The following is a 24,403-nucleotide window of genomic DNA, read 5'->3' as shown; positions in this document are numbered from 1 at the left end:
CCTTAACCTGCCAAGCCAACGTAGACGTTTTGCACATCGTCATTGGCGTCGATGGCGGCCAGGAAGGCCTCCACCTCTTCGAGCTGCTCAGCGCTCAGGCTGGCCGGGTCGACCGGGTTCTTGGGTTTGTAACCCAGCTTGGCCGACAACACGGTGAAGCCTTGGGCGGGCAGGGCGCGGCTGACCAGGTCCAGGTCGGTCGGGTCGGTCAGGAACAGGGTGGTGCCTTCTTCGTCACCGGGCTCCAGGTCTTGCGCTCCGGCTTCAATAGCGGCTACCTCAGCATCTGCGCCGGGTACAGCCGGTTCGGCCTCGATCATGCCAAGGTGGTCAAAGTCCCAGGCCACCGAGCCCGAGGTGCCGAGCTGGCCCTTGCGGAACAACACCCGCATCTCAGGTGCGGTGCGATTCAGGTTGTCGGTCAGGCATTCCACCATCAGCGGCACGCGGTGGGGCGCAAAACCTTCGTAGATGACGTGTTCAAAGTTGACGGCTTCACCGGTCAGGCCGGCGCCTTTTTTGATGGCGCGGTCGAGCGTGTCCTTGGGCATGGAGGCCTTGCGGGCCTGCTCCACCAGCAGGCGCAGGCGCGAGTTGGCGGCGGGGTCGGCGCCGCTGCGTGCGGCCAGCATGATGTCCTTGGACAGTTTGCCAAACACCCGGCCCTTGGCGTTGGCGGCCAATTCCTTGCCCTTTGCTTTCCACTGCGCACCCATGACTGTTCTTCCTTGCGTTGTTTGCGCCCTGGGGGCGCGGTTCAAATATGAGAGGGGGTTGAGCGTAACACCGGTAGGAGCCTGGGCGGCAGAAGAAGTCGAAGCGAAACGGTTGGGAAAAGAGGCCAGTTTGTGCCCACTTTTGAGGACGGTAGCCGTAGCTACCGCCGGAAAAATGGGCGCGAAGTGGGACTTTTCTCCAGCCGTTGCAGCCGACGCCCTTCTGCCGCCCAGGTTCCTAGGGTCTGTGAAAGCCCTTTTTGCGACATGCCGCGCTGACACGGCCCGGATGAAAGATTTATTAAAATCAAAACGTCTGTTCTCAAACAGCGGCGCCAAAAGCGTTTGCGGATGGGTCCGCCAGGCCTGTGCTCAGCTTGTTTTTGACCGCCTGGGCAGCGGGTTTTTCACTGTCTATCGTCTCTTTTTCCCCCTACAAAGGTATTTCCATGAACATCACAAAGATCGTTGGTTTGGCGTTGACTTCTGTGGCCCTGTGCACACCGGTGATTGGCTCGGCGCAGAACAAGGAGCTGGTGGTGGCCTCCAGCGCCACCTACCGCCCGTTTGCGTATGAAACCCCCAGCAAAGAGATCGTGGGTTACGACATCGACATGATCAAGGCCGTGGCACACAAGGCTGGCTTGCAGATCAAGATCGTGAACACCCCCTGGACCGGCATTTTTGCCGCGCTCAACAACGGTGATGTGGACCTGGTGATCTCTGGCGTCACGATCAACGACAAGCGCAAACAGTCTTACGACTTCACCGCCCCCTACTTTGAAGCCCGCCAGCTCATCGCTGTGCCCAGCAACAGCACCGCCAAAGGTCTGAAAGACCTGGCTGGCAAGAAAATTGGTGTGGTCACCGGCAGCACCGCTGACGACATGAGCTCGCGCGAGTTTGGCAAGACCAACCCCGACATCCGCCGCTTTGAGAGCACCCCGGTGGTCATCAGCGAGCTGGTCAACAACGGCCTGGACGCCGCCATGGGTGACAACGGTGTGATCGCCTTCCGCGTGCAAGAGCACAAGGGCCTCAAAACCGTGGCCGACGCCAGCTTCCCCAAGGAGTACTTCGGCATTGTGGTGAAACAGGGCAACAAGGCTTTGCTCGACAAACTCAACACCGGCCTGGCCGCTGTGAAGGCCGATGGCAGCTACGCCCAGATCTACAAGAAGTGGTTCCAGGCTGAAGCGCCTGCGCTGCCCGCGCAATAAACACTGATTCATCCGGTTTATGGATCAAGTTTTATGGTTCGGCTGGTTCCGCGCCGACATCATTGCGGAGTACGCCGAGCTGTTCTGGCATGGCCTGCAGATGACCGTGCTGGTCACGGTGATCTGCATCATCCAGGGTACGGCCCTGGGGCTGGCGATTGGGTTGGCGCGGGTGGCCGATGCGCGCCACGCGCCGCTGCGCCAGCTGTGCCGTTTTGCGCTGCGTTGGCCGTCCACGGTGTACGTGAGTTTCTTCCGTGGCACACCGCTGTTTGTGCAGATTCTGCTGATGCATTTTGCGGTGCTGCCGCTGTTCATCAACCCGGTGGACGGCATCCTGATCGACGGTGATCTGGCCCGAAACCTCAAACAGAACTACGGCGCGTTCCTGTCCGGTGTGGCGGCTTTGACGCTCAACGCCGGTGCCTACATCTCCGAGATTTTCCGCGCCGGTATCCAGTCGATCGACAAGGGCCAGGTGGAGGCCTCGCGTTCGCTGGGCATGAGTTATGGTCGCACTATGTACCACGTGGTGCTGCCGCAGGCGTTTCGGCGCATGTTGCCGCCGCTGGGCAACAACGCGATCTCGCTGCTGAAAGACTCGTCGCTGATCTCGGCGATTGGCCTGGCCGAGCTGGCCTACGCTGCCCGCACGGTGGCGGGGGCTTACTCCCGCTACTGGGAGCCGTATCTGACGATTTCTCTGATGTATTGGGTGTTGACCCTGGGCCTGGCCTATGTGGTGAAGAGACTGGAGGCCCGTTATGGACGAGGTGATTCGCGTTAAACAACTGAGCAAAACCTTTGGCAGCCTGGCGGTGTTGCGCGGCATTGACTGCGCCATCCAGGCCAAAGAGGTGGTGTGTGTGATCGGCCCCTCGGGCTCGGGCAAAAGCACGTTTTTGCGCTGCCTCAACGGCCTGGAAGACGCCAGCGGTGGTGAGGTCTGGGTCAATGGTGTGGCGGTGCACGAGCCCAAAACCGACATCGACGCGCTGCGCTCCGACATCGGCATGGTGTTCCAGCGCTTCAACCTGTTCCCGCACAAAACGGTGCTGCAGAACATCACGCTGGCGCCGTCCAAGGTGCGCGGCTTGAGTGAGGCCGACGCCAAGGCCCGCGCGGTGGCGCTGCTGGACAAGGTGGGCCTGATCGACAAGATCGACGCCTACCCCAACCAGCTCTCGGGTGGTCAGCAACAGCGTGTGGCGATTGCCCGGGCGCTGGCGATGCAGCCACGCATCATGCTGTTTGACGAACCCACCTCGGCACTTGACCCCGAAATGGTGGGTGAAGTGCTGGCGGTGATGCAGGCCCTGGCGGACGAGGGCATGACCATGGTGGTGGTCACCCACGAGATGGGGTTTGCACGCCAGGTGGCAGACCGTGTGATCTTCATCGACGAAGGGGTGATCGTGGAGCAGGGCGCGCCTGCCGAGCTGTTTGACCGCCCGGCCGAGGAACGCACCCGCCGTTTCCTGAGCAAGGTGTTGTGATCAAACCCTGGCCGCTGCGGCGGCCAGGCGGGTGGGTTCACAGCGGGGGCGCTGTGGGGGCTTAAGAGTTTGTTAATTTAAGAAACCCACAATGGCCTTTTCGTTTGACGAGCAGACCATGACCCCTACAAGCACCACCCATTACGACCCGCTGAGCCGGGCTTTCCACTGGCTCACCGCCATCGCGGTGACCATTGCCTTTGTGCTGGCGCCAGAGGGTTTTGGCCGCCTGATGCGCAACGGTGTTGACCCCGCCACCCTCAGCGACATCGTCTGGCACGAAACCCTGGGCATGGTGGTGTTTGGTTTGACCGTGCTGCGCCTGTTGTGGGTGGCTGTGCGGCCCGCCGCACCCCAGATCACCATGGCCAGCTGGATGCATCTGGCGTCCAAAGCGGCGCACCTGGCGCTGTGGGCGCTGATGTTGGCCCTGCCTATCTCGGCCGTGTTGGCGCTGGGCAGCGAAGGCCATCCGCTGACCTTGCTGGGTGGCTTGCGGGTCGATCAAATGCCCTTGATTGCCAACTCGGCTGTGGCCGATCTGGCCGACTGGGGTGAAGTGCATGAAGTTCTGGGCGACGCCATCATGTGGCTGGCCGGTATCCATGCCGTGGCGGCGATTTACCACCACGTGATCCTCAAGGACGGGGTGCTCAAAAGCATGTTGCCCCAGCGAGCAGTGCGTTGATCGCGTCCTCAAGTTGCTGAATTAGACGGAGAGGGAGGTGCTTAAACACCCCCCGACCCCTCGCCGCTGTCTGGCTTGGCCACTTCGCGACTGCTGCTGATTGTCAAGGCGGTTTGTGTCAGTGGGCTTACAGTGGGTAGATGATCTGAGGTGTTGGTGGCGGCTTGCGGTACACAAGCAAGAAGCAAGACAGCATCACCGGGCGTCAGCCCGCAGCGGTGACTGAACGTGCTTGTGATGTCGGGTCTTTGCTGTTGCCGCTATTCCCGCACGTCGGTCGACACAGGGCTCGGTCGTAGCCTTCGATATGTCCCTCGGATTAGGGCCAGTCATGGCCACCTAGGTGCTGTCAAATTTCCGCCTCAAAGCTGATTTCTTTGTGCAGGCTCATAACCCTTCTTGGGTATGTCTTTGTATGTCAAATCGGCCTCTAGCCCTTTTTTAAAAAGGAGGAGTAGCTATAAAAAATGCACTCAATACACCGCATCATGGTCACCCACGTTCACCGGGATGATCTGGCTGTCTTGAATCAACAGCTCCAGCGTGATCCGGTACGACAAGTTGATGGACACCGAATGCAGACCCTCCAGCTTGCCACGCAAAGGGTGCAGCCGCAGCGACGGGTGGGCCGGGTTAGCCTCTAACACTTGCAGGGTTTTGAGGTATTGCTGACGCAGTTCAGGGTGGCGTTTTAAAAAGCGTGCGGCCCTGCGGTTGTATTGCTCGGTGAAGACCAGTGCAAAAGGCATCTTGGGCACCGCAGCCGGGTTCACATCGCGTCCAGCCGAGCCAGGTGCGCCTCGGGCGACTCTTGCACCGCGCGGCCTGCCGCCAGATCGGCGCGCGTCTGGGCCAGCGCGGCATCCAGCTCGCATTCACGCAGGTAGTGGTAATGCGCCATGTCCATCACCACAAACCTGTCTTTGCCACGCACCGACACAATGACCTCAGGCGCCGTGCTCAGGGCCAGTTCAATGGCTGAAATACCTTTGGTTTTGAGGTCGTTGGCGCTGATATGGGGCATGACAAGCTCCTAACATGTTGCAAAGAGAGCGATCAATCATACGATTGATCACACGGTAAGTCCAATGTTGAAGCCTGCTTGGCTGACAAATTTTGAGGAAATAGACCTCTAGCCCTTATTCAGTATGGGCGTGTAGCTACATATTGCATAGTTAAGCCATGGCGCCGCGTACGTCGAGCTGGCCGGTGACGGCGGAGGAAAGCCGTTGCATGACGCTGGTTCGCAGGCATCGAGGATTTTCGGTGGCATGATCTGCAGCATACCTTTGCCACTTGGCATTGGGAGGCGGGAACGCCGACGCACGAGCTGTAACGATTAGGAGGTTGGAAAACGCAGTCTATGGTCGAGTGCTACGCACATGTCGCACCTGAGGGATTACTGTTAACTTCAGCTCATTTGGATGCAATGACTCCTGAGTCATCATTGAATTGGTATCTAGCCTCACTGTATTTGGATGTTGAAAATAAAGGAGGAATATGTCAAATATATCTAGTTTTTCAAAACAAAAAATACTAATAGATTTTGATAAGTCTATTGGGACTTATCTGGATTTTGCTAAAAATGTATCTGACTTAGTGGAGAGAATTCTGGCGGCATCTGAAATATCAGTTCACTCTGTTACTTGGCGCTGCAAAGAGCGAAGCAGCTTAGCTCGTAAGCTATCTAGGGTTGATAAACAGTATCAAAAGATTGAGGATGTGACAGATGTGGCCGCAATGAGGATCACAACTCATTTTTCGGATGACGTTGATCGCGTGGCCAAAATTATTGAAAGTGAGTTTGAAATTGATCGTTCTAACTCAGTTGATAAAAGAATTGTCCTCGATCCTGATCGATTTGGTTATCAATCGCTGCACTATGTTGCAAGTTTTTCAGGTGCCAGGAAGAATCTCGTTGAGAACCTAAGATTTGTTAATCTAAAAATTGAAATTCAAATTCGTTCAATTCTGCAGCATGCATGGGCTGAAATTGAGCATGATATCGGTTACAAGTCTGCATCTGGAATCCCGAGAGATGTTAGGCGGCGTTTTGCTAGAGTTGCAGGCCTGCTGGAACTGGCTGACGCTGAATTTGAATCAATTCGCACATCACTGCAAGCATACGAGGGGACTGTTGTTGCTGAAATAAAAGAAGATCCTACGAGTGTTGAATTGGATCTGGTTTCATTGCGAGCGCTTCATACTATTGATTCGGCTTGTCAAAGATTGGATAAACTTGTAGCTGAAAAGATGAAATTCACCTTGGTCTATGGCGATGATGATATTACGGCGTCCTATGTTGATACTCTTTTGAGGTTTGGAATAACAAATATAGATCAGCTTGAAGCTATTGCCGCTGCTGAGTATGATGTAATCGATAAATTTTCGGTTTACTGGTTATCTAGGCCATCTGAATTTTATATTGAAGATCACGATGAAGACCTAAAGAGTACGATTAAAGGCGGTATCGGACTATTTTATTTAATTTATATTCTTCTGTGGAGAAAAAAAGATTTCAAGAGCGCATTTGAGTACTTGGAATCTAACCAAATCGGCATGGAGGGTAACAGAGAAAGTACGGTAGAAGACTTGATGTCTTTTGAATTGTGACAAGTCACCAAAGGCACAGTTGTCACTTTGAGCAGATGTCTACTTGAGATCCAATGTCGACGGGCTCCGCGTTAGTTACGTGAAAAAGCCCCTAGCCATAACAGCTAGGGGCTTTTTGTATTTGGTGCCGGAGAGATGAATCGAACACCCGACCTTCTCATTACGAATGAGCTGCTCTACCGACTGAGCTACACCGGCTTGGTAAGCCAGCGATTATAACCAGCCGCTCAGGCCTCAGCGTGGTAGCTGATCAGGCGGTTGATCTCGTTTTTGGAGCCCATGAACACCGCCACACGCTGGTGTAGCGCGGTGGCGGGGATGTCCAGGATGCGGCGTTTGCCGTCGGTGGCGATGCCACCGGCCTGCTCGATCAGCCAGCTCATCGGGTTGGCCTCGTACATCAGGCGCAGCTTGCCGGGCTTTTCGGGTTCACGTTTGTCCCAGGGGTACAAAAACACGCCGCCACGGGTCAGGATGCGGTGCACATCGGCCACCATGCTGCCCACCCAGCGCATGTTGAAGTCTTTGCCACGCGGGCCGTCCACACCTTGCAGGCACTCGTCGATGTAACGGGTGACCGGTGGCGCCCAGTGGCGCTGGTTGCTCATGTTGACGGCAAATTCCTTGGTGTCTTCGGGGATGCGCAGGTCTTCCTGCGTGAGCAGGAAAGAGCCTTGTTCGCGGTCCAGCGTGAACAGCGCCACACCGTCACCCACGGTCAGCACCAGGGTGGTTTGTGGGCCGTAGACGCAGTACCCGGCGGCTACTTGCTGGGTGCCGCCTTGCAAAAAGTCCTGCTCGGACACGGCCGCGCCATCGCGTTTTTTGAGCACGCTGAAGATGGTGCCGATGCTCACGTTCACATCGATGTTGCTGGAGCCGTCCAGGGGGTCAAACAGCAGCAGGTATTCACCCTGCGGGTAACGGTTGGGCACCACGTGGATGCCTTCCATTTCCTCGCTGGCCATGGCCGCCAGGTGGCCGCCCCATTCGTTGGCTTCGATCAGGACCTCGTTGGCGATGATGTCGAGCTTTTTCTGGATCTCGCCCTGCACATTGGCGCTGTCGGCGCTGCCCATCACATCACCAAGGGCGCCCTTGTTGACCGCCTGGCTGATGCGTTTGCAGGCGCGTGCCACCACCTCCAGCAGGAGCCGCAGCTCGGGCGAGATGTGGCCGTTGAGGCGCTGTTTCTCCACCAGATAACGCGTGAGGTAGGTTTTTTTGGTCATGAAGGGCTCCCGAAGTGGATCAATCGGCCAGGGCGCGTGAGATCACCTCGCGCACGTCGTTGCTCAGGTCCGCCTTGGCAGCCACCCGTTTCAGGGCTTCGTGGGCAGCGGTCTTGAAGGGCTCGGCCAGCTTCTTCCAGCGGTCCAGCGCACGCGCCAGGCGGGCGGCGACCTGCGGGTTGATGGCGTCCAACTCCAGCACCTGTTCACTCCAGAACACGTAACCCGCTGCATCACTGCGGTGGAAGGCGCCGGGGTTGGCGCTGCAGTAGCTGAAGATCACGCTGCGCGCGCGGTTCGGGTTCTTGAGGTTGAAGTCGGCGTGTTTCATGAGCGCGCGCACCGCAGGCAGCACCTGGCCACCGCGGTCGCAACAACCGGCTTGCAGCGCAAACCACTTGTCCAGCACAAGCTCCTCACCCTTGAACAGGCTGTGAAAGCGTGCCAGCGCGGGTTTGGCCAGTTCGTGGCCGCTGTGCACCAGGGCCGACAGGGCGTTGAGACGGTCGGTCATGTTGTCGGCGTCTTTGAAGCGCTGGTAGGCCTTGCCGGGCCAGACCGTGTCTTCCGAGCTGCGTGCGGCCAGGCACAGGTAGTTGAGTGCCAGGCCAGCCAGGGCGCGGCGGCCGCTCGACAGCGTGTCGGGGCGGTAGCTGCCGTTGGCCTTGTGGGTCTCAAACGCCCATTCCCAGTCTGCCAACAGCTCGCGTGCCAGTTGCTCGCGCATGGCTTCACGCACCGCGTGCACACGTTGCGGGTCGACCACGTCGAGCTGTTCGGCGATGTAGGTCTCAGAGGGCAGGGTCAGCACCAGCTCCTTGAAAGCGGCGTCCAGTGTCGGGTGGCGCAGCACGGCGCGCATGGCCTCGACATAGGCATGGTTCAGGCCCTTTGCCCTGATACCGTCTGGGCTGTCCACTATGGATTGAATAGCGCTGCGCAGGGCCAAGCGTTGGCCGGCTTCCCAGCGGTTGAACGGGTCGTGGTCGTGGGCCAGCAGGGTCAGCAACTGGGCATCGGTGTAGTCAAAGTCCAGGATCACCGGTGCGCTGAAACCGCGCAGGATCGAAGGCACCGGCTCTTCGTTCACGTTCTCAAAGGTGATCGACTCGCTGGCCTGGGTCAGCACCAGCAGGTGGCTGTCACCCACACTGGCCAGGTCGCTCTGGATGTGCAGGGGCAGGGCGGCGCCACTGGCGCCCACCAGGCCCAGTTGGACCGGGATCACAAACGGCTCTTTGTTGTCCTGGCCCGGCGTGGCGGGGCAACTTTGGCTAAAACTCAGGGTGTAGGTGCGCTCGGCGGCGTTGTAGTGACCACGCGCTTGCAGGCGCGGTGTGCCCGCCTGGCTGTACCAGCGTTTGAACTGCGGCAACAGTTTGGCCAGAGATGAGTCGGGGTTGGCGTCGGCCACGGCCTGGGCGAAGTCGTCGCAGGTGACGGCCTGACCGTCAAAACGCTCGAAGTACAGGGCCATGCCTTTGGCAAAACCGCTGCGACCCACCAGGGTTTGCATCATGCGCACCACCTCGGCACCTTTTTCGTAAATGGTGACGGTGTAGAAGTTGTTGATCTCGATGTAGCTGTCAGGCCGCACCGGGTGGGCCATCGGGCCGGCATCTTCGGGGAACTGGGCGGTGCGCAACACACGCACGTCTTCGATGCGTTTGACCGCGCGGGCGGAAGGCTCAGCGCACAGGTCCATGCTGAATTCCTGGTCGCGGAACACGGTCAGGCCTTCTTTGAGGCTCAGCTGGAACCAGTCGCGGCAGGTGATGCGGTTGCCGGTCCAGTTGTGGAAGTACTCGTGCCCAACCACCGACTCGATGTTGGCAAAGTCCACATCGGTGGCGGTGGCCTGGTTCGCCAGCACGTACTTGGTGTTGAAGATGTTGAGGCCCTTGTTCTCCATGGCGCCCATGTTGAAGTCGCTGGTGGCGACGATCATGAAACGCTCCAAATCCAGCGGCAGGCCAAAGCGGGCTTCGTCCCAGATCACCGAATTGATCAGCGATTGCATCGCGTGTTCGGTCTTGTCCATGTCGCCGGGGCGCACATAGACCTGCAACAAATGTTCCTTGCCGTTGCGCGCCACGATGCGTTGTTCACGCGCCACCAGTTTGCCTGCCACCAGGGCGAACAGGTAGCAGGGTTTTTTGTGTGGGTCGACCCAGCGCGCGAAATGGCGGCCGTCTTCCAGATCACCTTGCTCGACCAGGTTGCCGTTGGACAGCAGCACCGGGTATTTGGCCTTGTCAGCACGCAGCGTCACGCTGTAGCTGGCCATCACGTCCGGGCGGTCCATGAAGTAAGTGATGCGCCGGAAACCCTCGGCCTCACACTGGGTGAAGAACGAGTCGTTGCTGACGTACAGGCCCATCAGCTTGGTGTTTTTGACGGGGGCGCAGGTGGTGAAGATCTCTAGCTCAAACGCGCCCTCCAGCGGCAGGTTTTCCAGCACCAGCTGGCTGCCGTCCATCTTGAACGAGCAACCGGCGCCGTTGACCAGCACGCGCGCCAGGTTCAGCTCGTCACCGTCCAGGCGCAAGGCTTGTGCGGGCACCTCGGGGTTGCGGCGCAGCGTCATCTTGTTGAGGACGCGGGTCTTGGCCGGGTCCAAATCAAAGGTCAGCGCCACGGTGTCGATCCAGAACGCCGGGGCCGAGTAGTCGGCGCGGCGCACGGCGGTGGCCGCGCCCGATGCTTCAAGCAGTTGCAACATGTAAGGTCTCCAGAAAATGTGATTCGATCAATTCAAGGTAATTGTTGGCCGCTGCGATCACATGCGGCCCGGCCAGTTCGTCGGCGCTGTGGCCGCTGCAGATCGCCACCGCACGCATGCCAGCGCGGCGCGCGGCCTCAATGCCCAGTGGCGCATCTTCAAAGACAATACAGTCTTCAGGCCTGATACCCATTCGCCTGGCAGCTTCTAAAAATATAGCGGGTTGGGGCTTGCCTGGCAAGCCCTCGTCACCGCCCACCATCGCATGCGGTGGCACCGGCAGCTGCAGGCGCTGCATCGCAAAAGCGATGTTGTGGCGGTCACCGGCGGTGCCCACGCCGATTTTGAAGCCGTGTTGTCGCGCCAGCCCGGCAAACTGTTTGAAGCCGGGCACCTCGGCAAACACCGGGGCGAACAGGTCGCGGTAAAGCTGCTCTTTGATGGCGATGTAGGCCCAGGCTTCATCGTCGGACATCTCACGCTGGAACAGCTCACGCATACATTCGGCACCGGTGCGCCCGGTGGTGCGGCGCATCAGGTCGGCCAGATCGATCTGGATACCTTGGCGGCGGCAGAACTCGACCCAGCTCTGGGCATGGCTGGGCATCGAGTTGATCATGGTGCCGTCCATGTCGAAAATCAAGCCAGAAACCACGCCAGCCCTTTTTGATATTGGGCTGACAGCTTCGCAAGTCATAGCGTCCTGCATCACACGCCTTGCTTCAAAGAGGCTTCGATGAAGGGGTCCAGGTCACCGTCGAGCACCTTCTGGGTGGCCGAGGTCTCGAAATTGGTGCGCAGGTCTTTGATGCGGCTGTTGTCCAGCACATAAGAACGAATCTGGTGGCCCCAGCCCACGTCGGTCTTGGTGTCTTCGAGCTTTTGTTGCGCTTCCTGCTGTTTGCGCAGCTCAAAGTCATACAGGCGCGAACGCAGGCGTTTCCAGGCCACGTCGCGGTTGCTGTGCTGGCTGCGCCCGTCCTGGCACTGCACCACGATGCCGGTCGGGATGTGCGTCAGCCGCACGGCCGAGTCGGTCTTGTTGATGTGCTGGCCACCGGCGCCGCTGGCGCGGAAGGTGTCCACGCGCACATCGCTCGGGTTGATCTCGATCTCGATCGAGTCGTCGATCTCGGGGTAAACAAACACGCTGGCAAAGCTGGTGTGGCGGCCGCCTGAGGAGTCAAACGGGCTCTTGCGCACCAGGCGGTGCACACCGGTCTCGGTGCGCAACAGGCCAAAGGCGTATTCACCCTCAACCTTGAACGAGGCACCTTTGATGCCCGCAGTGTCGCCTGCGGTTTCGTCTTCGATCTCGGTCTTGAAGCCCTTGCGCTCGCAATAACGCAGGTACTGGCGCAGCAACATGCTGGCCCAGTCGCAGGCTTCGGTACCACCGGCGCCGGCCTGGATGTCGACAAAACAGTTCAGCGGGTCGGCCGGGTTGTTGAACATGCGGCGGAACTCGAGGCCCTTGACGATCTCTTCCAGGCGCGCTGCGTCTTCTTCGATGGTGATCAGGCCGGCTTCGTCGTTGTCGTCGCGGCTCATCTCGAACAGCTCGGTGTTGTCGGCCAGGTTGCTTTGCAGGTCGGTCAGGGTGACGACCACACCGTCGAGCAGTTTTTTCTCTTTGCCCAGCTCCTGGGCGCGTTTGGGGTCATTCCAGACCGTGGGGTCTTCTAGGCTGGCGTTGACGGTTCTCAGACGTTCGAATTTGGCATCGAAGTCAAAGATACCCCCGTAAATCTAGGGCACGGGCGCTGAGGTCAGCGAGGAGGTTGCCAATGGCGTTGATGCGTTCTGCTTCCATGATTGAGGTGTCCTGTGTGTGTCTGTTCGGCGAATAACCCGCTATTTTCTCATGCCGGGCTACTTGCAGAACGCTTCGATCAAAGCGGCCACCGCTTGCGGCTGGTCATGGTGCAGCATGTGGCCGCAGTCGGGCAACACCTGTACGCGGATGTCGGGCACGGCCTGCAGGCGCTCGCGGTGTTCGGCCAGGGTGAATTTGCCCTTCCAGAACAGGGCAATGCCGTCATCCTCGGCCTCGACCATCAGGGTGGGCGCCGTGATCTGGCGGTGCACACAAGCCACCTCGTCGACCCGGTAGAGCTGCGGGTTGGTCAGCTTGTGGGCGGCCTCGGCCAGGATCTGCCAGTGGCCCGGTGTGGCCTCCACCGACCAGTGGCTGGCCAACCACTGCGCCTTGTCGGGGCTCAGACGCGGGTTGTTTTTGATCAGGCGGGCGGCCACAGCGTCCAGCGAGGGGTAACTTTTGAGCTGTGTGGCGTGCGGTGCCTTGAGCTGGTCCAGCCACTGGGTGAAACGTTCGGTGGCTTGCTCTGGCTGGGTCGCGGGCAGGCCAAAACCCTCCAGATTGACCAGGCGGCGCACCCGCACTGGGCGAATGCCGGCGTACAACATCGCGATGTTGGCGCCCATGCTGTGGCCGACCAGGTTCACCGGGCTATCGGGCGAAAAGTGGTCCAGCAGCGCGTCCAGATCGGCCAGGTAGTCGGGGTACCAGAAGCTGTCGGCACCATTGGAGTCGGTCAGGCCAAAACCGCGCCAGTCGGGCGCGATGATGAAGTGGTCCTGCGCCAGCGCGTCCACCACAAACTGGAAACTCGCGCCCACGTCCATCCAGCCGTGCAACAACACCAGCGGTGTCTGGCCAGGCTGTGGCTGGCCCCACAGGCGCACGTGGTAGCTCAGGTTACGGATCGGGACAAACTGGCTGCGGGGGATGTTCTGGATGGCGTACATGGGGTGGATGATAGGGAGTCAGGTCAGTTCTTTCGGGCCACCTGACCCGCTAACAACCCGATGACCGGTGTGTGCCGTGGCTTGAGCTTACACTTTTCGTTTTGGCTCTTTACCCTCTGTGTTACCTATGAAATCTGTGCAACTTGGCTCCAGCGACCTGTCTGTCTCGCCCATCTGTCTGGGCACCATGACCTTTGGTGAACAGGTCGATCAAGCTACCGCTTTTGCCATCCTGGACCGCGCGCTTGAGCTGGGCGTCAACTTCATCGACACCGCCGAGATGTACGCGGTGCCCGCCCGTGCCGAAACCTACACCGCGACCGAAACCATCATTGGACACTGGCTCAGCCAGCGCCCCGGTGTGCGGCAAAAGCTGGTGCTGGCGACCAAGGTGGCAGGGCCCAGCCGCTCCATGCCCTGGGTGCGTGGTGGCAGCGCTGACCTGACCGGTCCCGACATCATTGCCGCCTGCGACGCCAGCCTCAAACGCCTGCAGACCGATGTGATTGACCTCTACCAGATCCACTGGCCGGTGCGCAGTGTGCCGATGTTTGGTGGCCTGTACTTCCAGCCCAGTGAGACCGAGGGCAGCTCGATCCACGCCCAATTGGAGGCGCTGGGCACCTTGGTGAAAGCGGGCAAGGTGCGTGCGGTGGGCTTGTCCAACGAAACACCGTATGGCGTGCACGAGTTTGTGCGCCTGGCCGAACAACACCGCCTGCCGCGCATTGCCACCGTGCAAAACGCCTACCACCTGCTCAACCGCAGTGTGGAAAACGCGCTGGACGAGACCCTGTACCGCCTGAATGTCTCGCTGCTGGCCTACTCGCCGCTGTCGTTTGGCCTGCTCACCGGCAAATACGACGCCACCGGCCTGACCGGCCCCGGTGCCCCGGCAGAAGCGCGTCTGACCAAATTCGAGTCCATGCGCAAACAGCGCTGGGGCCGGGCCGCAGCGCAGGCGGCAGCGCTGCGTTACAACGCACTGGCGCGTGAACACGGCCTGACACCCACCCAGCTGGCGCTGGCCTTCTGTTACAAGCAGTGGCGTGTGTCCAGCACCATTCTGGGGGTGACCTCGGTGGCCCAGCTTGAGGAAAACGTCGCCGTTTGGGGCACCCAGTTGTCGGAGGTCGTGTTGCGCCAAGTGGACGATATCCGCTGGGACATGCGTGACCCAGCGATGTAGTCTGACAATCGGGCCCATCTTCACCTGCTGCAAACATTCCAGATGATTTCCGTTCAAACCCTGCTGGCTTTTTTTGGTGTCTCGTTGTTGCTGGGCCTGACGCCTGGTCCGGACAATGTGTTTGTGCTGATGCAATCGGCAGCACACGGCCGCAAGGCGGGTTTGTTGGTGGTGCTGGGTTTGTGTGCCGGTCTGGTGGTGCACACCGCAGCGGTGGCTTTGGGCTTGGCGGCGGTGTTTGCCGCGTCGGCCTCAGCCTTTGTGGTGCTGAAATTTGTGGGTGCTGCTTATCTGGCCAGGTTGGCCTGGCTGGCGTGGTGGGCACCGGTCACTGCGGGTGAGCTGGGCGGCGCCAGTGTGCAGCGCTCGGGCCAGTTGTTGAGACGCGGCATGATCATGAACCTGACCAACCCCAAGGTGGTGCTGTTTTTTCTGGCGTTTTTGCCGCAGTTTGTCGAGCCGCAGCGCGGCGCGATTGCGCTGCAAATCTGTGAACTGGGTGCGGTGTTCATGTTGGCCACGCTCATCACTTTTGGTGCCATCAGTTTTTTTGCGGCCTCTATGGGGCAGCGTCTGCGCGGCTCGACCCGCGCGCAGCGGCTGATGAACCGGGTGACCTCGGTGGTGTTTGCCGGTTTGGCTCTGCGTTTGGCTGTGGCACAACGTTGAGGTCCTTTCACCACTATGGCCAAAAAAGACCACGTTTCTGAAACCCCTGCCACTCAGCTGCTCAAAGCCAGCAAGGTGGCTTTCACCGAGCACACGTATGACTACCTGGAGCATGGCGGTGCCCTGCACAGCGCGTCTGAGCTGGGCTGGGACCCGTATGCGGTGGTCAAAACCCTGATCATGCAAGACCAGGACGCCAAACCCCTGGTGGTGTTGATGCATGGCAACCGCAAGGTCTCCACCAAAAACCTGGCGCGCCAGATCGGCGCCAAGACGGTGGAGCCCTGTGCGCCCGAGGTGGCCAACCGGCACAGCGGGTACCTGGTAGGCGGCACCTCACCGTTTGGCACGCGCAAAACCATGCCGGTGTTCATCGAGGCCACCATTCTTGACCAGCCCAAGATCCTGATCAACGGAGGCCGGCGGGGTTATCTGGTGGGGCTGTCACCCCAGGTGTGTGTGGACCTGTTGGGCGCCAAACCGGTGTTATGTGCGCTGGCCGAGGTGCTGGGCTAAGCTGCGCTGTTTGGCCAGAGCCCGGCGCTGGCTGGCAAAATAGTTGATTTACTTACACCCGCACCCGCGGGCAGCAGGAGTGTTTTTTGGAATCCATGCAAAGCTTTTTGCCAGTTTTGGCTGTGGTGGCTGCCTACTTGGTGGGCTCGCTGTCGTTTGCGGTGATTGTCAGCCGGGTCATGGGCCTGAGTGACCCGCGCACCTTTGGCAGCAAAAACCCGGGCGCCACCAATGTGCTGCGTTCGGGCTCCAAGGCGGCGGCGGTGATCACCCTGCTGCTGGATGCCGCCAAGGGCTGGTTGCCGGTGTTCCTGGTGGGCATCTACGGCCCCCAGTATGGCCTGCGTGACGGCACCTTGGCCATGGTCGGGCTGGCGGCTTTTCTGGGGCATCTGTACCCGGTGTTTTTCCGCTTTGTGGGGGGTAAAGGTGTGGCCACCGCACTCGGTGTGTTGCTGGGCGTGAGTGGCTGGCTGGGCCTGGCCACCCTGCTGATCTGGGTGCTGATGGCGCTGGGTTTCCGGTATTCGTCGCTGGCCTCGCTCACCGCTGCGGTGCTGGCGCCAGTGGTGTACGTGCTGGCCGGTGACACCTTCTGGATCAAGAACACCAGCGTGACCGTGGGCATCACGGTGATGGCACTGTTCCTGCTATATCGCCATGCTGAAAACATCAACCGGCTGATCAAGGGCACCGAGTCGAAGCTGGGCAAAAAGGCGACACCTGCTGCCGCTGTGCCAGACCACGGTGCCCACCGTGGCCACCCGCATCACCGGCCTGGCAGTTCGGCCGAACACACCGGAAAACACTGAGCATGAAACTCTGCATCCTCGACAACGACACCCTCGACCCGGCGGTTGAACCCACCTACAAAAGTTATGGCGCGATGACCGAGCGCCTGCTGCGCGACGCCGGTGCCACGGGCCAGATCGACCTGTTCAACACCATGCAGGGGCACTACCCCGAGTCGTTTGATGCGTATGACGCGGTGCTCCTGACGGGCAGCAAGGCCGACTCGTTCTCACAAGAGCCCTGGGTGCTGGCGCTGCGCCAGAAGGTCGAGCAGCTGCTGCAGGCCAAGAAAAAACTCATTGGCATCTGTTTTGGTCACCAACTGATTGCGCTGTGCCTGGGTGCCCGTGTGGGCCGGGCGCCGCAGGGCTGGGGCGCCGGGCGCATGGATTACCAGTGGCTGGCGCCTGAGTTGCCCGAGGCCCAAGGCCGCTGTGACATCGCCCTGCTGGCCAGCCACCAGGACCAGGTGTTTGACCTGCCCGAAGGTGCCCGGCTGCTGGCCACCAGTGAGTTTTGCCCGGTGGCCGCGTTTGCGGTGGAAGACCGGGTGTTCTGTGTGCAGCCGCACCCCGAGTTTGTGGTGGACTACAGCGCCTATCTGCTCAACAAACGCCGCAGCTCGCTGGGTGAAGACAAGTACCAGTCCTGCACCCAGAGCCTGGCCAAGGGCCACGACGGTGCTGCTGTGGCGCGTTTGATGGTGGCCTTCATCGAAGGCCAGGCCTTGCCCGCCTAAAGCGGCCTGAGCACGCTGCTGATCTCATCGCTGGCCAGCGACCTGGCCGCACCAAAACCCGCGACCTGACGCGCCTGCGTCACGCGGATGCCCACAAAACTGAAGTCACCGAGCTGGGTCATCGGCTCTGCCTCGGGGAAACGCGCCAGGTAGGCGCTGCGGGCGGCTTGCCAGGCGCTGGTGCCGGGTTCGAGCCGGGTGGCCACACCGTCGAACGAGATCCGGGGCAAGGCATGCACCGGCGCGCCAGCCACTTCGGCCTGCATCACCATCACCGAGACCGCCGGGTTGCGCAGCAGAAAACCGGTGTGGGGCGCCAACTGGCTGACATGGATCACCAGGATGGCACTGTCGGGCTCCACCGCAAACGGCACCATCGAGACAAAGGGTTTGCCCTCGTTGTTGAGGGTGCCCAGCGACGCCACCCGCTGGCTGGCCAGCAGGGCACGTAACTCACGGCTCAGCCGGGGCTCATGAAAGGGTGGGGTGGCAGGCTCAGTGTTCATGGTCAAATGGGCCTATGGCCCTTATGTATAAAGGGCAGATAGCTATCAAAAACAGATCAAATCTCGGTGCTGCCCAGCTGCAGCACCAGGTGGTGGTTGATGCGCTCACGCACGGCCGAGGCCAGCAGTGCCGAGGCAATACCTGCCCCCGGGCCCGAGGTGGCATGGCGCACCGGTGTGCGCACCAGCCGACCCTGTGCGTCGATCACCACCACCACATCGGGCTGGTTGGCCTGCGGGGTGCGCCGGGTCACGATGGCCACCCGGCCGTCTTCAAGCTGCACAAAGGTGCCCGGCGGGCAAAAACCGACCATCTGCACCAGCGCCTGGCCCACCGCACCACTGTGCTCCGAGGCCCCCTGGATCAGGTTACGAGCCGAGTCGGCGGCGCTTTGGCCTTCACGCGATTCGCGCGGGCTGATCATCGCGGCGTAGCGGTCCACCACCTGCAGGATGTGCGCCAGCCGCCGATGCGGCGGCAATTGGCTCAGGGTCTGGGCTGAGCTGTCTTCTTGATGGTGCTGCCGCACCACCTCCAGCCATAACGTGTCGCTGATGCCCTTGCTTTCAAGGATCTGGGCGCCTTTGGTCGGGTGTTCGTTGATGGTGATCTGCTGCTCACGCGTGGGGCGGCCGCGCTGGGTGGCCATCTCGTCCTGCAGCACCGTCATCGCCACGTTCATGGTGAGGGCGGCGCGCACCAGGCTGTCGCGTTGGGCGCGTGGCAGTGCCAGGTGGGCGGCGATCAGGTCACACAACACCGCACACACCAGCGCGTGTGAGGCGCTGTAACCCACCGGCGACTTGGTGGCCAGCTGGAACAGCAGGTACAGGCTGACATCGGTGTCCTGCTGCAGCAGGTCTTGCAGCCAGCGGTCGTACTGGTGGATGCGCTGGGCAAATTCCTGCACGCTGTCGGGATGGGTCAACACCACCGCCAGGCCGGACTCCAGGTCCGACCACAGGCCCAGCAGGTCTTCGTATTCACCCTCGTTCTTGACAATCAGGCCCATGCTCAAAAACGCTTGTCCAGCACCATCTGGTCGTTGTTGCGGTTCATCTGGAAACGGCCCAAAAAGTTGTTGCCCAGCAGCACATAAGGCATGGCGCCGTCGGACACCACCGCGTCGATGTCGTACAGCGTCACATCACCCACACGCAGCCGGTCGAGTTTGATGCGCCAGCCGGCAATCACGCCGTTGGCGGTGCTGATGCCCTGGGGCCGGCCTTTTTTGTAGTCCAGCCCAAACTGCTGGGCTTGCGCCACCGACAGGCTGACGCTGGAGGCCCCGGTGTCGACCATCATATTGGCGCTGTGGCCGTTGATCTGGCCCAGGGTCATGAAGTGGCCGCGCGAGTCGGCACTGAGCACAATGCGGCTGCCACCGGCCTCAGCACCGCTGCTGCCGACACTGGCCGGGGCACCACCCAGGCGCAGCGTCTGGCGTTTGCCACCCATCTCTACCTGGGCCTGGTCACCCGAGAGGCTGACCAGCTTGACACCTTGCACCGTGTCACCCACACCCAGGCTGCGCGGTTGACCTCCGTCAATCACCAGCAGCGCCTTGCTGCCCAGCAACCCAGCCAGCGCCACACTTTGGGCGGCGGCCGGCAAGGCCACGGCGCACAGCAGCGTGGCTGTGGCCAGGGCGGGCAGGGCGTGCAGCAGCGGGGCCATCAGTCGCGGTAGTTGTCAAAACTCAGCGGGATGTCGGTGACTTCCTTTTTCATTAGGGCTTGGGCGGCCTGCAGGTCGTCGCGGTCTTTGCCGGTGATGCGCAATTTGCCGTCCTGGATGGCGGCCTGCACCTTGATCTTGCTGTCCTTGATCAGGCGCTGGATTTTTTTGCCCAGTTCGGTCTCGATGCCATCACGGATCTTGATGACCTGCTTGACCTTGTCACCGCCGATCTTCTGGACGTCGCCCTTGTCCAGAAAACGCACATCCACCTCGCGTTTGGTGAGTTTGTTGCGCAGGATGTCTTCGATCTGGGTGAGTTGGAAGTCGGCGTCACCAATCAGGGTGATTTCTTTGTCTTTGAGTTCGACAGCGGCGGGCGTGCCTTTGAAGTCAAAACGGGTGGCAATTTCCTTGGAGGTGTTTTCCACGGCGTGTTTCACGTCCACCATCTTGGCTTCACAAACGGTGTCAAAAGAGGGCATAGGAGTTCTCGCTAAATAAATGTTCGACAATTCCGCCATGTTAGTTCAGAACAATGTGCCGCTACAGGCCTACAACAGCTTTCACATCCTGGCCAAAGCCAATGCGCTGGCCCGCATCACCACCCAGGCCGACATCAGCACCCTGCTGGCCGACCCCTTATGGGCCAGCGAGCCCAAGTTTGTGTTGGGCGGCGGCAGCAATGTGATCCTCACCGGTGATGTCAAACCACTGGTGCTCAAGGTCGAGATCCCGGGCCGCCAGCTGGTGGGCGAGACAGCCAAAGCCTTCATTGTGGAAGCCGGTGCCGGTGAAAACTGGCACGACTTTGTGGCCTGGACGCTGGCCCAAGGCTGGCCGGGGCTGGAGAACATGGCGCTGATCCCGGGCACCGTGGGCGCCGCGCCGGTGCAGAACATCGGCGCGTATGGGGTGGAGCTGCAGGACCGCTTTGATTCGCTCGACGCGATTGACCTGGTGACTGGTCAGGTGTTCACCCTGAACGCCGCCCAATGCGCCTTCGGTTACCGTGACTCTGTTTTTAAACATAGCAGCGCAGCCAATCCAGATGTGGGCCAGCAGGCCATTGGTCTCAAAGACCGGGCGCTGATCCTGCGTGTGCGTTTTGCCCTGCCCAAACCCTGGAAACCGGTGCTGGGTTACCTGGACCTCGAGAAAAAGATGGCCGAGCACGGTGTGGACCAACCCACTGCGCAGCAGCTGTTTGACTGGGTGTGTGAGATCCGCCGCGCCAAATTGCCAGACCCGGCCGTGATGGGCAACGCGGGCAGCTTCTTCAAAAACCCCACGGTGACGCCCGAGCAATGTGCCGACATCATTGGCCGCGACCCCAAGGTGGTGTTTTACCCGCTGGCCGACGGCAGCTTCAAGCTGGCTGCGGGCTGGCTGATCGACGCCTGCGGTTGGCGCGGCAAGTCGGTGGGCAAAGCGGGCGTCTACGAGAAACAGGCGTTGGTGCTGGTGAACCGTGGCTCGGTCGACGGCCCCGATGGCGCCACCGGTGGCGAGGTGATGACCCTGGCCAAGGCGATCCAGACCAGCGTGTACGAGCGTTTTGGCATTTGGCTCGAACCCGAGCCGGTGGTGGTTTAACGCCTTTTTGGCCGTCAGCCCTTATGTCATAAGGGTGAGTAGCTATTTTTGGCAGAGCAACTCTGTCGCTGAGCCTGGGCTGACGGCGCACACCCCACGCGCCGCTTCGGGTTATCTAAGCGCCTGGGCGGAATCAGCGGCGTATTTGCCGCATGATCGCGCCATGAAAAAAATTCTTGTGCTTGGGGGTACCGGCTTTGTAGGTGCCCATGTGTGTGAAAAACTGGTGCGTGAGGGCTGGGCCGTGACCCTGCCGACTCGGCGGCGCAGCAATGCCAACGCGCTCCAACACCTGCCCGGCCTGACCGTGCTGACCTGTGATGTGCACGACGAGACCGCCCTGGCCCAGGTGGTGGCCGGGCACGACGCCGTGGTCAACCTGGTGGCCATCCTGCACGGCAACCAGGCGGCGTTTGAACGCACCCATGTGGCCCTGCCACGCAAGATTGCCAAGGCCTGCCTGGCCCACGGTGTGAAACAGCTGGTGCATGTCAGCGCCCTGGGCACTGACGCGCTGCAGCCCCAAACCCTGCCGTCGATGTACCTGCGTTCCAAAGGTGAGGGTGAGGCGGTGCTGATCCAGGCTGCGGTGGGCGCCGGTGCCGATGCCTCGGGCCGCAACGGGTATGACCTGAGCATCCTGCGCCCGAGCGTGATTTTTGGCGCCCAGGACAAATTCCTCAACGTGTTTGCCAAGTTGCAGAAAATCTTCCCGGTGTTACCCCTGGCCGGTGCCAACGCGCAGTTTCAGCCGGTCTGGGTGCAGGACGTGGCCAGCGCCGTGGTGCGCTGCCTGGCTGGCGCCAGCCAGGCCCCATCTCCGCGCACCATCGAACTCGTCGGCCCCGAGGTGTTCACCCTGAAACAGCTGGTGCAGCTGTCCGGCCAACTGGCGGGCCTGGGCGGTGGTTTTGGCCGCCCCGTGTTTGGCCTGCCCGACTGGGCCGCCCGCCTGCAAGCCAAACTGATGGGCCTGGCACCGGGTGAGCCGGTGATGAGCACCGACAACCTCGACTCGATGAAAGTGCCCAACGTGGCCACTGGCAAGTTTCCTGGCCTGGACTCCCTGGGCATCACCGCCTCGGCCTTGCAGCCGATTGCACAGGGGTATTTGCAGGGCAGATAGGGCGCGCTTGGCCAACCTGCGGACAGAGAGCACTTTGTCTATCATTCATGAAGACCTACCTGGGACATTGACGGCATGGGAAAGAATCGGCTTGAGGCGTTCAGCGATGGCGTGTTGGCCATCATCATCACCATCATGGTGCTGGAAATGAAGGTGCCCCACGGTGAAGACTGGGCGTCTTTGCAGCCGCTGTTGCCCGTGTTTCTGAGCTATGTGCTGAGTTTTGTGTATGTGGGCATTTACTGGAACAACCACCATCACCTGCTGCATGCCACACACCACATCAGTGGCGGCATGCTCTGGGCCAACCTGCACCTGCTGTTCTGGTTGTCGCTGTTTCCCTTTGTGACGGGCTGGATGGGCGAAAACCACTTTGCGCCGCTGCCGACGGCGTTTTACGGTTTCATCCTGTTGATGGCGGCGATCGCTTACACGATCCTGCAACGTCTGGTGATCCGCAGCGAAGGCCAGGACACAACGCTGGCGCGGGCCATCGGGTGGGATATCAAAGGCAAGTTGTCCTGGCTGCTGTATGCCCTGTCCATCCCCTGCGCCTTCGTCAATTCATGGTTGGCGCAAGCCTGTTTTATCGCCGTTGCGCTGATGTGGCTGGTGCCTGATCGGCGCATCGAAAAAGTCGTGGCCAGCGACCATCCGCAGTCATAAGCTCTTTTTGTTGGCAATTAAAAAGCCCGCCAAGCAGGTCGTCTGGCGGGCTTTGTTTTTGGGGTTTTACTTACCCAGCTTCAAGAAGTCTTCTCCCTTACCCAGCTCCAGCATCCCGGCCTTGGCATACACACCGAGTTTGGCGCGGGTGTCGGTGATGTCCAGGTTACGCATGGTCAGCTGGCCGATGCGGTCCAGCGGGCTGAAAGGTGCGTCTTCCACCTTTTCCATGCTCAAGCGCTCGGGGGCGTAGGTCAGGTTGGGGCTTTCGGTGTTGAGCAGGCTGTAGTCGTTGCCACGGCGCAGTTCGAGTGTGACGGTGCCGGTAATGGCGCTAGCCACCCAGCGTTGAGCGGTCTCTCTGAGCATGATGGCCTGGCTGTCGAACCAGCGGCCTTGGTACAGCAGGCGGCCAAGTTTGCGGCCACTGCTCCGGTATTGCTCGATGGTGTCTTCGTTGTGGATGCCAGTGACCAGGCGCTCATAGGCGATGAACAGCAGGGCCAGGCCGGGGGCTTCGTAGATGCCGCGGCTTTTGGCTTCGATGATGCGGTTCTCGATCTGGTCGCTCATGCCCAGGCCGTGGCGGCCGCCAATGCGGTTGGCTTCTAGGAACAGGCTGACCAGGTCGGGGTATTCCACGCCGTTCAATGCGACCGGGCGGCCTTCTTCAAAGGTCACGCTCACCTCTTCGGCCTTGACCACGCAGTCGTCTTTCCAGAACGGTACACCCATGATCGGGTTGACGATGCGGATGCCGCTGTTCAGGTTTTCCAGATCCTTGGCTTCATGGGTGGCGCCGAGCATGTTGGAGTCGGTGCTGTAGGCCTTTTCGGCACTCATCTTGTAACCAAAACCGTGTGCGGTCATGAAGGCCGACATTTCGGCGCGGCCACCGAGTTCGTCGATGAAGGCCTGGTCCAGCCAGGGTTTGTAGATCTTGAGTGCCGGGTTGGTCAGCAGGCCGTAGCGGTAGAAGCGCTCGATGTCGTTGCCCTTGAAGGTGCTGCCGTCGCCCCAGATGTTGACGTCGTCCTCTTTCATCGCCGCCACCAGCATGGTGCCGGTGACCGCACGGCCCAGCGGGGTGGTGTTGAAGTAGGTCACGCCGGCTGTGCTGATGTGGAAGGCGCCGCTTTGTAACGCGGCCAGGCCTTCGGCTGCCAGCTGCTGGCGGCAGTCGATCAGGCGGGCTTTTTCAGCGCCGTAGGTCATCGCCTTGCGCGGAATTTCGTCGTAGTCCGACTCGTCGGGCTGGCCCAGGTTGGCGGTGTAGGCGTAGGGCAGGGCGCCCTTGAGCTTCATCCAGTGCAAGGCGGCGCTGGTGTCGAGCCCGCCTGAGAAAGCGATACCAACTTTTTGGCCGACGGGGATGTTCTGCAGAATGGTGTTAGACATGATTTTGGCCTCTAGACCTTTTGGAGTATGGGTGGGTAGCTATAAAAAATAAACTCAACAAGTTGTCTCGGA

The 24,403-nt window shown here is 60.4% G+C and carries 26 protein-coding genes and 1 tRNA gene; 13 read left to right on the top strand and 14 right to left on the bottom strand.

The features are described 5' to 3' along the window. Positions 1-2: 2 nt before the first annotated feature. Positions 3-716, bottom strand: a complete 714-nt coding sequence (locus KKO72_RS09830; RefSeq protein WP_078366348.1) for a YebC/PmpR family DNA-binding transcriptional regulator — start codon at positions 714-716, stop codon at positions 3-5. A gap of 449 nt (positions 717-1,165) precedes the next feature. Here KKO72_RS09830 and KKO72_RS09825 point away from each other — a divergent pair, with 449 nt between their 5' ends. The 4 genes from KKO72_RS09825 (at position 1,166) to KKO72_RS09810 (ending at position 4,120) form a co-directional block, all read left to right on the top strand. Then, positions 1,166-1,936 carry a basic amino acid ABC transporter substrate-binding protein gene (locus KKO72_RS09825; protein ID WP_180128231.1) on the top strand — a complete coding sequence of 257 codons (771 nt, stop codon included), beginning with the start codon at positions 1,166-1,168 and terminating at the stop codon, positions 1,934-1,936. Positions 1,937-1,955: 19 nt separating this feature from the next. Next, the gene (locus KKO72_RS09820) at positions 1,956-2,723 is read left to right on the top strand and encodes an amino acid ABC transporter permease (RefSeq protein WP_078366346.1); all 768 of its coding nucleotides are present in this window, start codon (positions 1,956-1,958) and stop codon (positions 2,721-2,723) included. Continuing rightward, positions 2,710-3,432, top strand: a complete 723-nt coding sequence (locus tag KKO72_RS09815) for an amino acid ABC transporter ATP-binding protein (protein ID WP_214937916.1) — start codon at positions 2,710-2,712, stop codon at positions 3,430-3,432. The genes KKO72_RS09820 and KKO72_RS09815 overlap by 14 nt, the downstream gene beginning before the upstream one ends. Positions 3,433-3,550: 118 nt before the next feature. After that, positions 3,551-4,120: a cytochrome b gene (locus KKO72_RS09810; RefSeq protein ID WP_214937802.1), complete on the top strand. Its 570-nt coding sequence runs from the start codon at positions 3,551-3,553 to the stop codon at positions 4,118-4,120. A 473-nt stretch (positions 4,121-4,593) separates the two neighbouring features. On the opposite strand, the gene KKO72_RS09805 is transcribed toward KKO72_RS09810, so the two are convergent. Both KKO72_RS09805 and KKO72_RS09800 read right to left on the bottom strand, forming a co-directional pair. Then, entirely contained in the window at positions 4,594-4,869 is a 276-nt protein-coding gene (locus KKO72_RS09805) for a hypothetical protein (protein ID WP_214937800.1), read from the bottom strand. A 20-nt stretch (positions 4,870-4,889) separates the two neighbouring features. Next, positions 4,890-5,144: a hypothetical protein gene (locus KKO72_RS09800; protein WP_214937798.1), complete on the bottom strand. Its 255-nt coding sequence runs from the start codon at positions 5,142-5,144 to the stop codon at positions 4,890-4,892. A 476-nt stretch (positions 5,145-5,620) separates the two neighbouring features. On the opposite strand from KKO72_RS09800, the gene KKO72_RS09795 reads away from it, so the two are divergent. Further along, positions 5,621-6,733: a GTP pyrophosphokinase family protein gene (locus KKO72_RS09795; RefSeq protein WP_214937796.1), complete on the top strand. Its 1,113-nt coding sequence runs from the start codon at positions 5,621-5,623 to the stop codon at positions 6,731-6,733. 122 nt (positions 6,734-6,855) lie between these two features. On the opposite strand, the gene KKO72_RS09790 is transcribed toward KKO72_RS09795, so the two are convergent. The 6 genes from KKO72_RS09790 to KKO72_RS09765 all read right to left on the bottom strand — a co-directional run bounded on the left by KKO72_RS09790 (position 6,856) and on the right by KKO72_RS09765 (position 13,456). Beyond that, a tRNA-Thr gene (locus tag KKO72_RS09790) sits at positions 6,856-6,931 on the bottom strand. Between the two features lie 29 nt (positions 6,932-6,960). After that, positions 6,961-7,965 (bottom strand): class 1 fructose-bisphosphatase, encoded by a 1,005-nt coding sequence (locus KKO72_RS09785; RefSeq protein ID WP_180128243.1) that lies wholly within the window; start codon positions 7,963-7,965, stop codon positions 6,961-6,963. Between the two features lie 19 nt (positions 7,966-7,984). Then, positions 7,985-10,687 carry an aminopeptidase N gene (gene pepN, locus KKO72_RS09780; RefSeq protein WP_214937794.1) on the bottom strand — a complete coding sequence of 901 codons (2,703 nt, stop codon included), beginning with the start codon at positions 10,685-10,687 and terminating at the stop codon, positions 7,985-7,987. Further along, entirely contained in the window at positions 10,671-11,384 is a 714-nt protein-coding gene (locus KKO72_RS09775; protein WP_214937792.1) for an HAD family phosphatase, read from the bottom strand. Before KKO72_RS09775 ends, pepN begins: the two co-directional genes overlap by 17 nt. A gap of 11 nt (positions 11,385-11,395) precedes the next feature. Then, a protein-coding gene (gene prfB / locus KKO72_RS09770; RefSeq protein WP_143541765.1) for a peptide chain release factor 2 occupies positions 11,396-12,500 on the bottom strand; the annotation gives its coding sequence in 2 pieces (ribosomal slippage) (positions 11,396-12,418 and positions 12,420-12,500; 1,104 coding nt in all). 59 nt (positions 12,501-12,559) lie between these two features. Continuing rightward, on the bottom strand, positions 12,560-13,456 hold the full coding sequence (locus KKO72_RS09765; protein WP_214937790.1) for an alpha/beta fold hydrolase: 897 nt from the start codon (positions 13,454-13,456) through the stop codon (positions 12,560-12,562). A 127-nt stretch (positions 13,457-13,583) separates the two neighbouring features. Between KKO72_RS09765 and KKO72_RS09760 the strand changes: the two genes are divergently transcribed. The 5 genes from KKO72_RS09760 (at position 13,584) to KKO72_RS09740 (ending at position 17,361) form a co-directional block, all read left to right on the top strand. Beyond that, entirely contained in the window at positions 13,584-14,645 is a 1,062-nt protein-coding gene (locus KKO72_RS09760; RefSeq protein ID WP_214937788.1) for an aldo/keto reductase, read from the top strand. 42 nt (positions 14,646-14,687) lie between these two features. Then, entirely contained in the window at positions 14,688-15,314 is a 627-nt protein-coding gene (locus KKO72_RS09755; protein ID WP_214937787.1) for a LysE family translocator, read from the top strand. A gap of 15 nt (positions 15,315-15,329) precedes the next feature. Further along, positions 15,330-15,830 (top strand): aminoacyl-tRNA deacylase, encoded by a 501-nt coding sequence (locus KKO72_RS09750; protein WP_214937785.1) that lies wholly within the window; start codon positions 15,330-15,332, stop codon positions 15,828-15,830. A gap of 95 nt (positions 15,831-15,925) precedes the next feature. Further along, entirely contained in the window at positions 15,926-16,642 is a 717-nt protein-coding gene (gene plsY / locus KKO72_RS09745; protein WP_214937782.1) for a glycerol-3-phosphate 1-O-acyltransferase PlsY, read from the top strand. Positions 16,643-16,644: 2 nt separating this feature from the next. Beyond that, positions 16,645-17,361: an amidotransferase gene (locus tag KKO72_RS09740; RefSeq protein ID WP_214937780.1), complete on the top strand. Its 717-nt coding sequence runs from the start codon at positions 16,645-16,647 to the stop codon at positions 17,359-17,361. On the opposite strand, the gene KKO72_RS09735 is transcribed toward KKO72_RS09740, so the two are convergent. The 4 genes from KKO72_RS09735 to KKO72_RS09720 are packed head-to-tail and all read right to left on the bottom strand — an operon-like array spanning position 17,358 to position 20,030. Continuing rightward, positions 17,358-17,867, bottom strand: coding sequence for a HugZ family protein (locus KKO72_RS09735; protein ID WP_214937777.1), 510 nt, complete (start codon positions 17,865-17,867; stop codon positions 17,358-17,360). The two genes, KKO72_RS09740 and KKO72_RS09735, sit on opposite strands and share 4 nt — an antisense overlap. A 56-nt stretch (positions 17,868-17,923) precedes the next feature. Beyond that, positions 17,924-18,880 (bottom strand): HD-GYP domain-containing protein, encoded by a 957-nt coding sequence (locus KKO72_RS09730; RefSeq protein ID WP_251140567.1) that lies wholly within the window; start codon positions 18,878-18,880, stop codon positions 17,924-17,926. 2 nt (positions 18,881-18,882) lie between these two features. Continuing rightward, positions 18,883-19,545, bottom strand: a complete 663-nt coding sequence (locus KKO72_RS09725) for a TIGR02281 family clan AA aspartic protease (RefSeq protein WP_214937775.1) — start codon at positions 19,543-19,545, stop codon at positions 18,883-18,885. Continuing rightward, positions 19,545-20,030 carry a YajQ family cyclic di-GMP-binding protein gene (locus KKO72_RS09720; RefSeq protein WP_214937773.1) on the bottom strand — a complete coding sequence of 162 codons (486 nt, stop codon included), beginning with the start codon at positions 20,028-20,030 and terminating at the stop codon, positions 19,545-19,547. The genes KKO72_RS09725 and KKO72_RS09720 overlap by 1 nt, the downstream gene beginning before the upstream one ends. Before the next feature lie 37 nt (positions 20,031-20,067). Between KKO72_RS09720 and murB the strand changes: the two genes are divergently transcribed. The 3 genes from murB to KKO72_RS09705 all read left to right on the top strand — a co-directional run bounded on the left by murB (position 20,068) and on the right by KKO72_RS09705 (position 22,933). Then, a complete protein-coding gene (gene murB / locus KKO72_RS09715) occupies positions 20,068-21,141 on the top strand; it encodes a UDP-N-acetylmuramate dehydrogenase (RefSeq protein ID WP_214937770.1) in 1,074 nt (357 codons plus the stop codon). 163 nt (positions 21,142-21,304) lie between these two features. Continuing rightward, positions 21,305-22,267, top strand: coding sequence for a complex I NDUFA9 subunit family protein (locus tag KKO72_RS09710; protein WP_214937767.1), 963 nt, complete (start codon positions 21,305-21,307; stop codon positions 22,265-22,267). Positions 22,268-22,342: 75 nt separating this feature from the next. Further along, positions 22,343-22,933: a TMEM175 family protein gene (locus KKO72_RS09705; protein ID WP_214937765.1), complete on the top strand. Its 591-nt coding sequence runs from the start codon at positions 22,343-22,345 to the stop codon at positions 22,931-22,933. 66 nt (positions 22,934-22,999) lie between these two features. On the opposite strand, the gene argG is transcribed toward KKO72_RS09705, so the two are convergent. Beyond that, positions 23,000-24,331: an argininosuccinate synthase gene (gene argG, locus KKO72_RS09700; RefSeq protein ID WP_214937762.1), complete on the bottom strand. Its 1,332-nt coding sequence runs from the start codon at positions 24,329-24,331 to the stop codon at positions 23,000-23,002. Between the last annotated feature and the right edge of the window lie 72 nt (positions 24,332-24,403).

The sequence above is a fragment of the Rhodoferax sp. U11-2br genome (assembly GCF_018619435.1).
Lineage (GTDB): Bacteria > Pseudomonadota > Gammaproteobacteria > Burkholderiales > Burkholderiaceae_C > Rhodoferax.
Note: the sequence above shows the minus strand (reverse complement) of the source record. Positions and strands in the feature narration are given on the sequence as shown.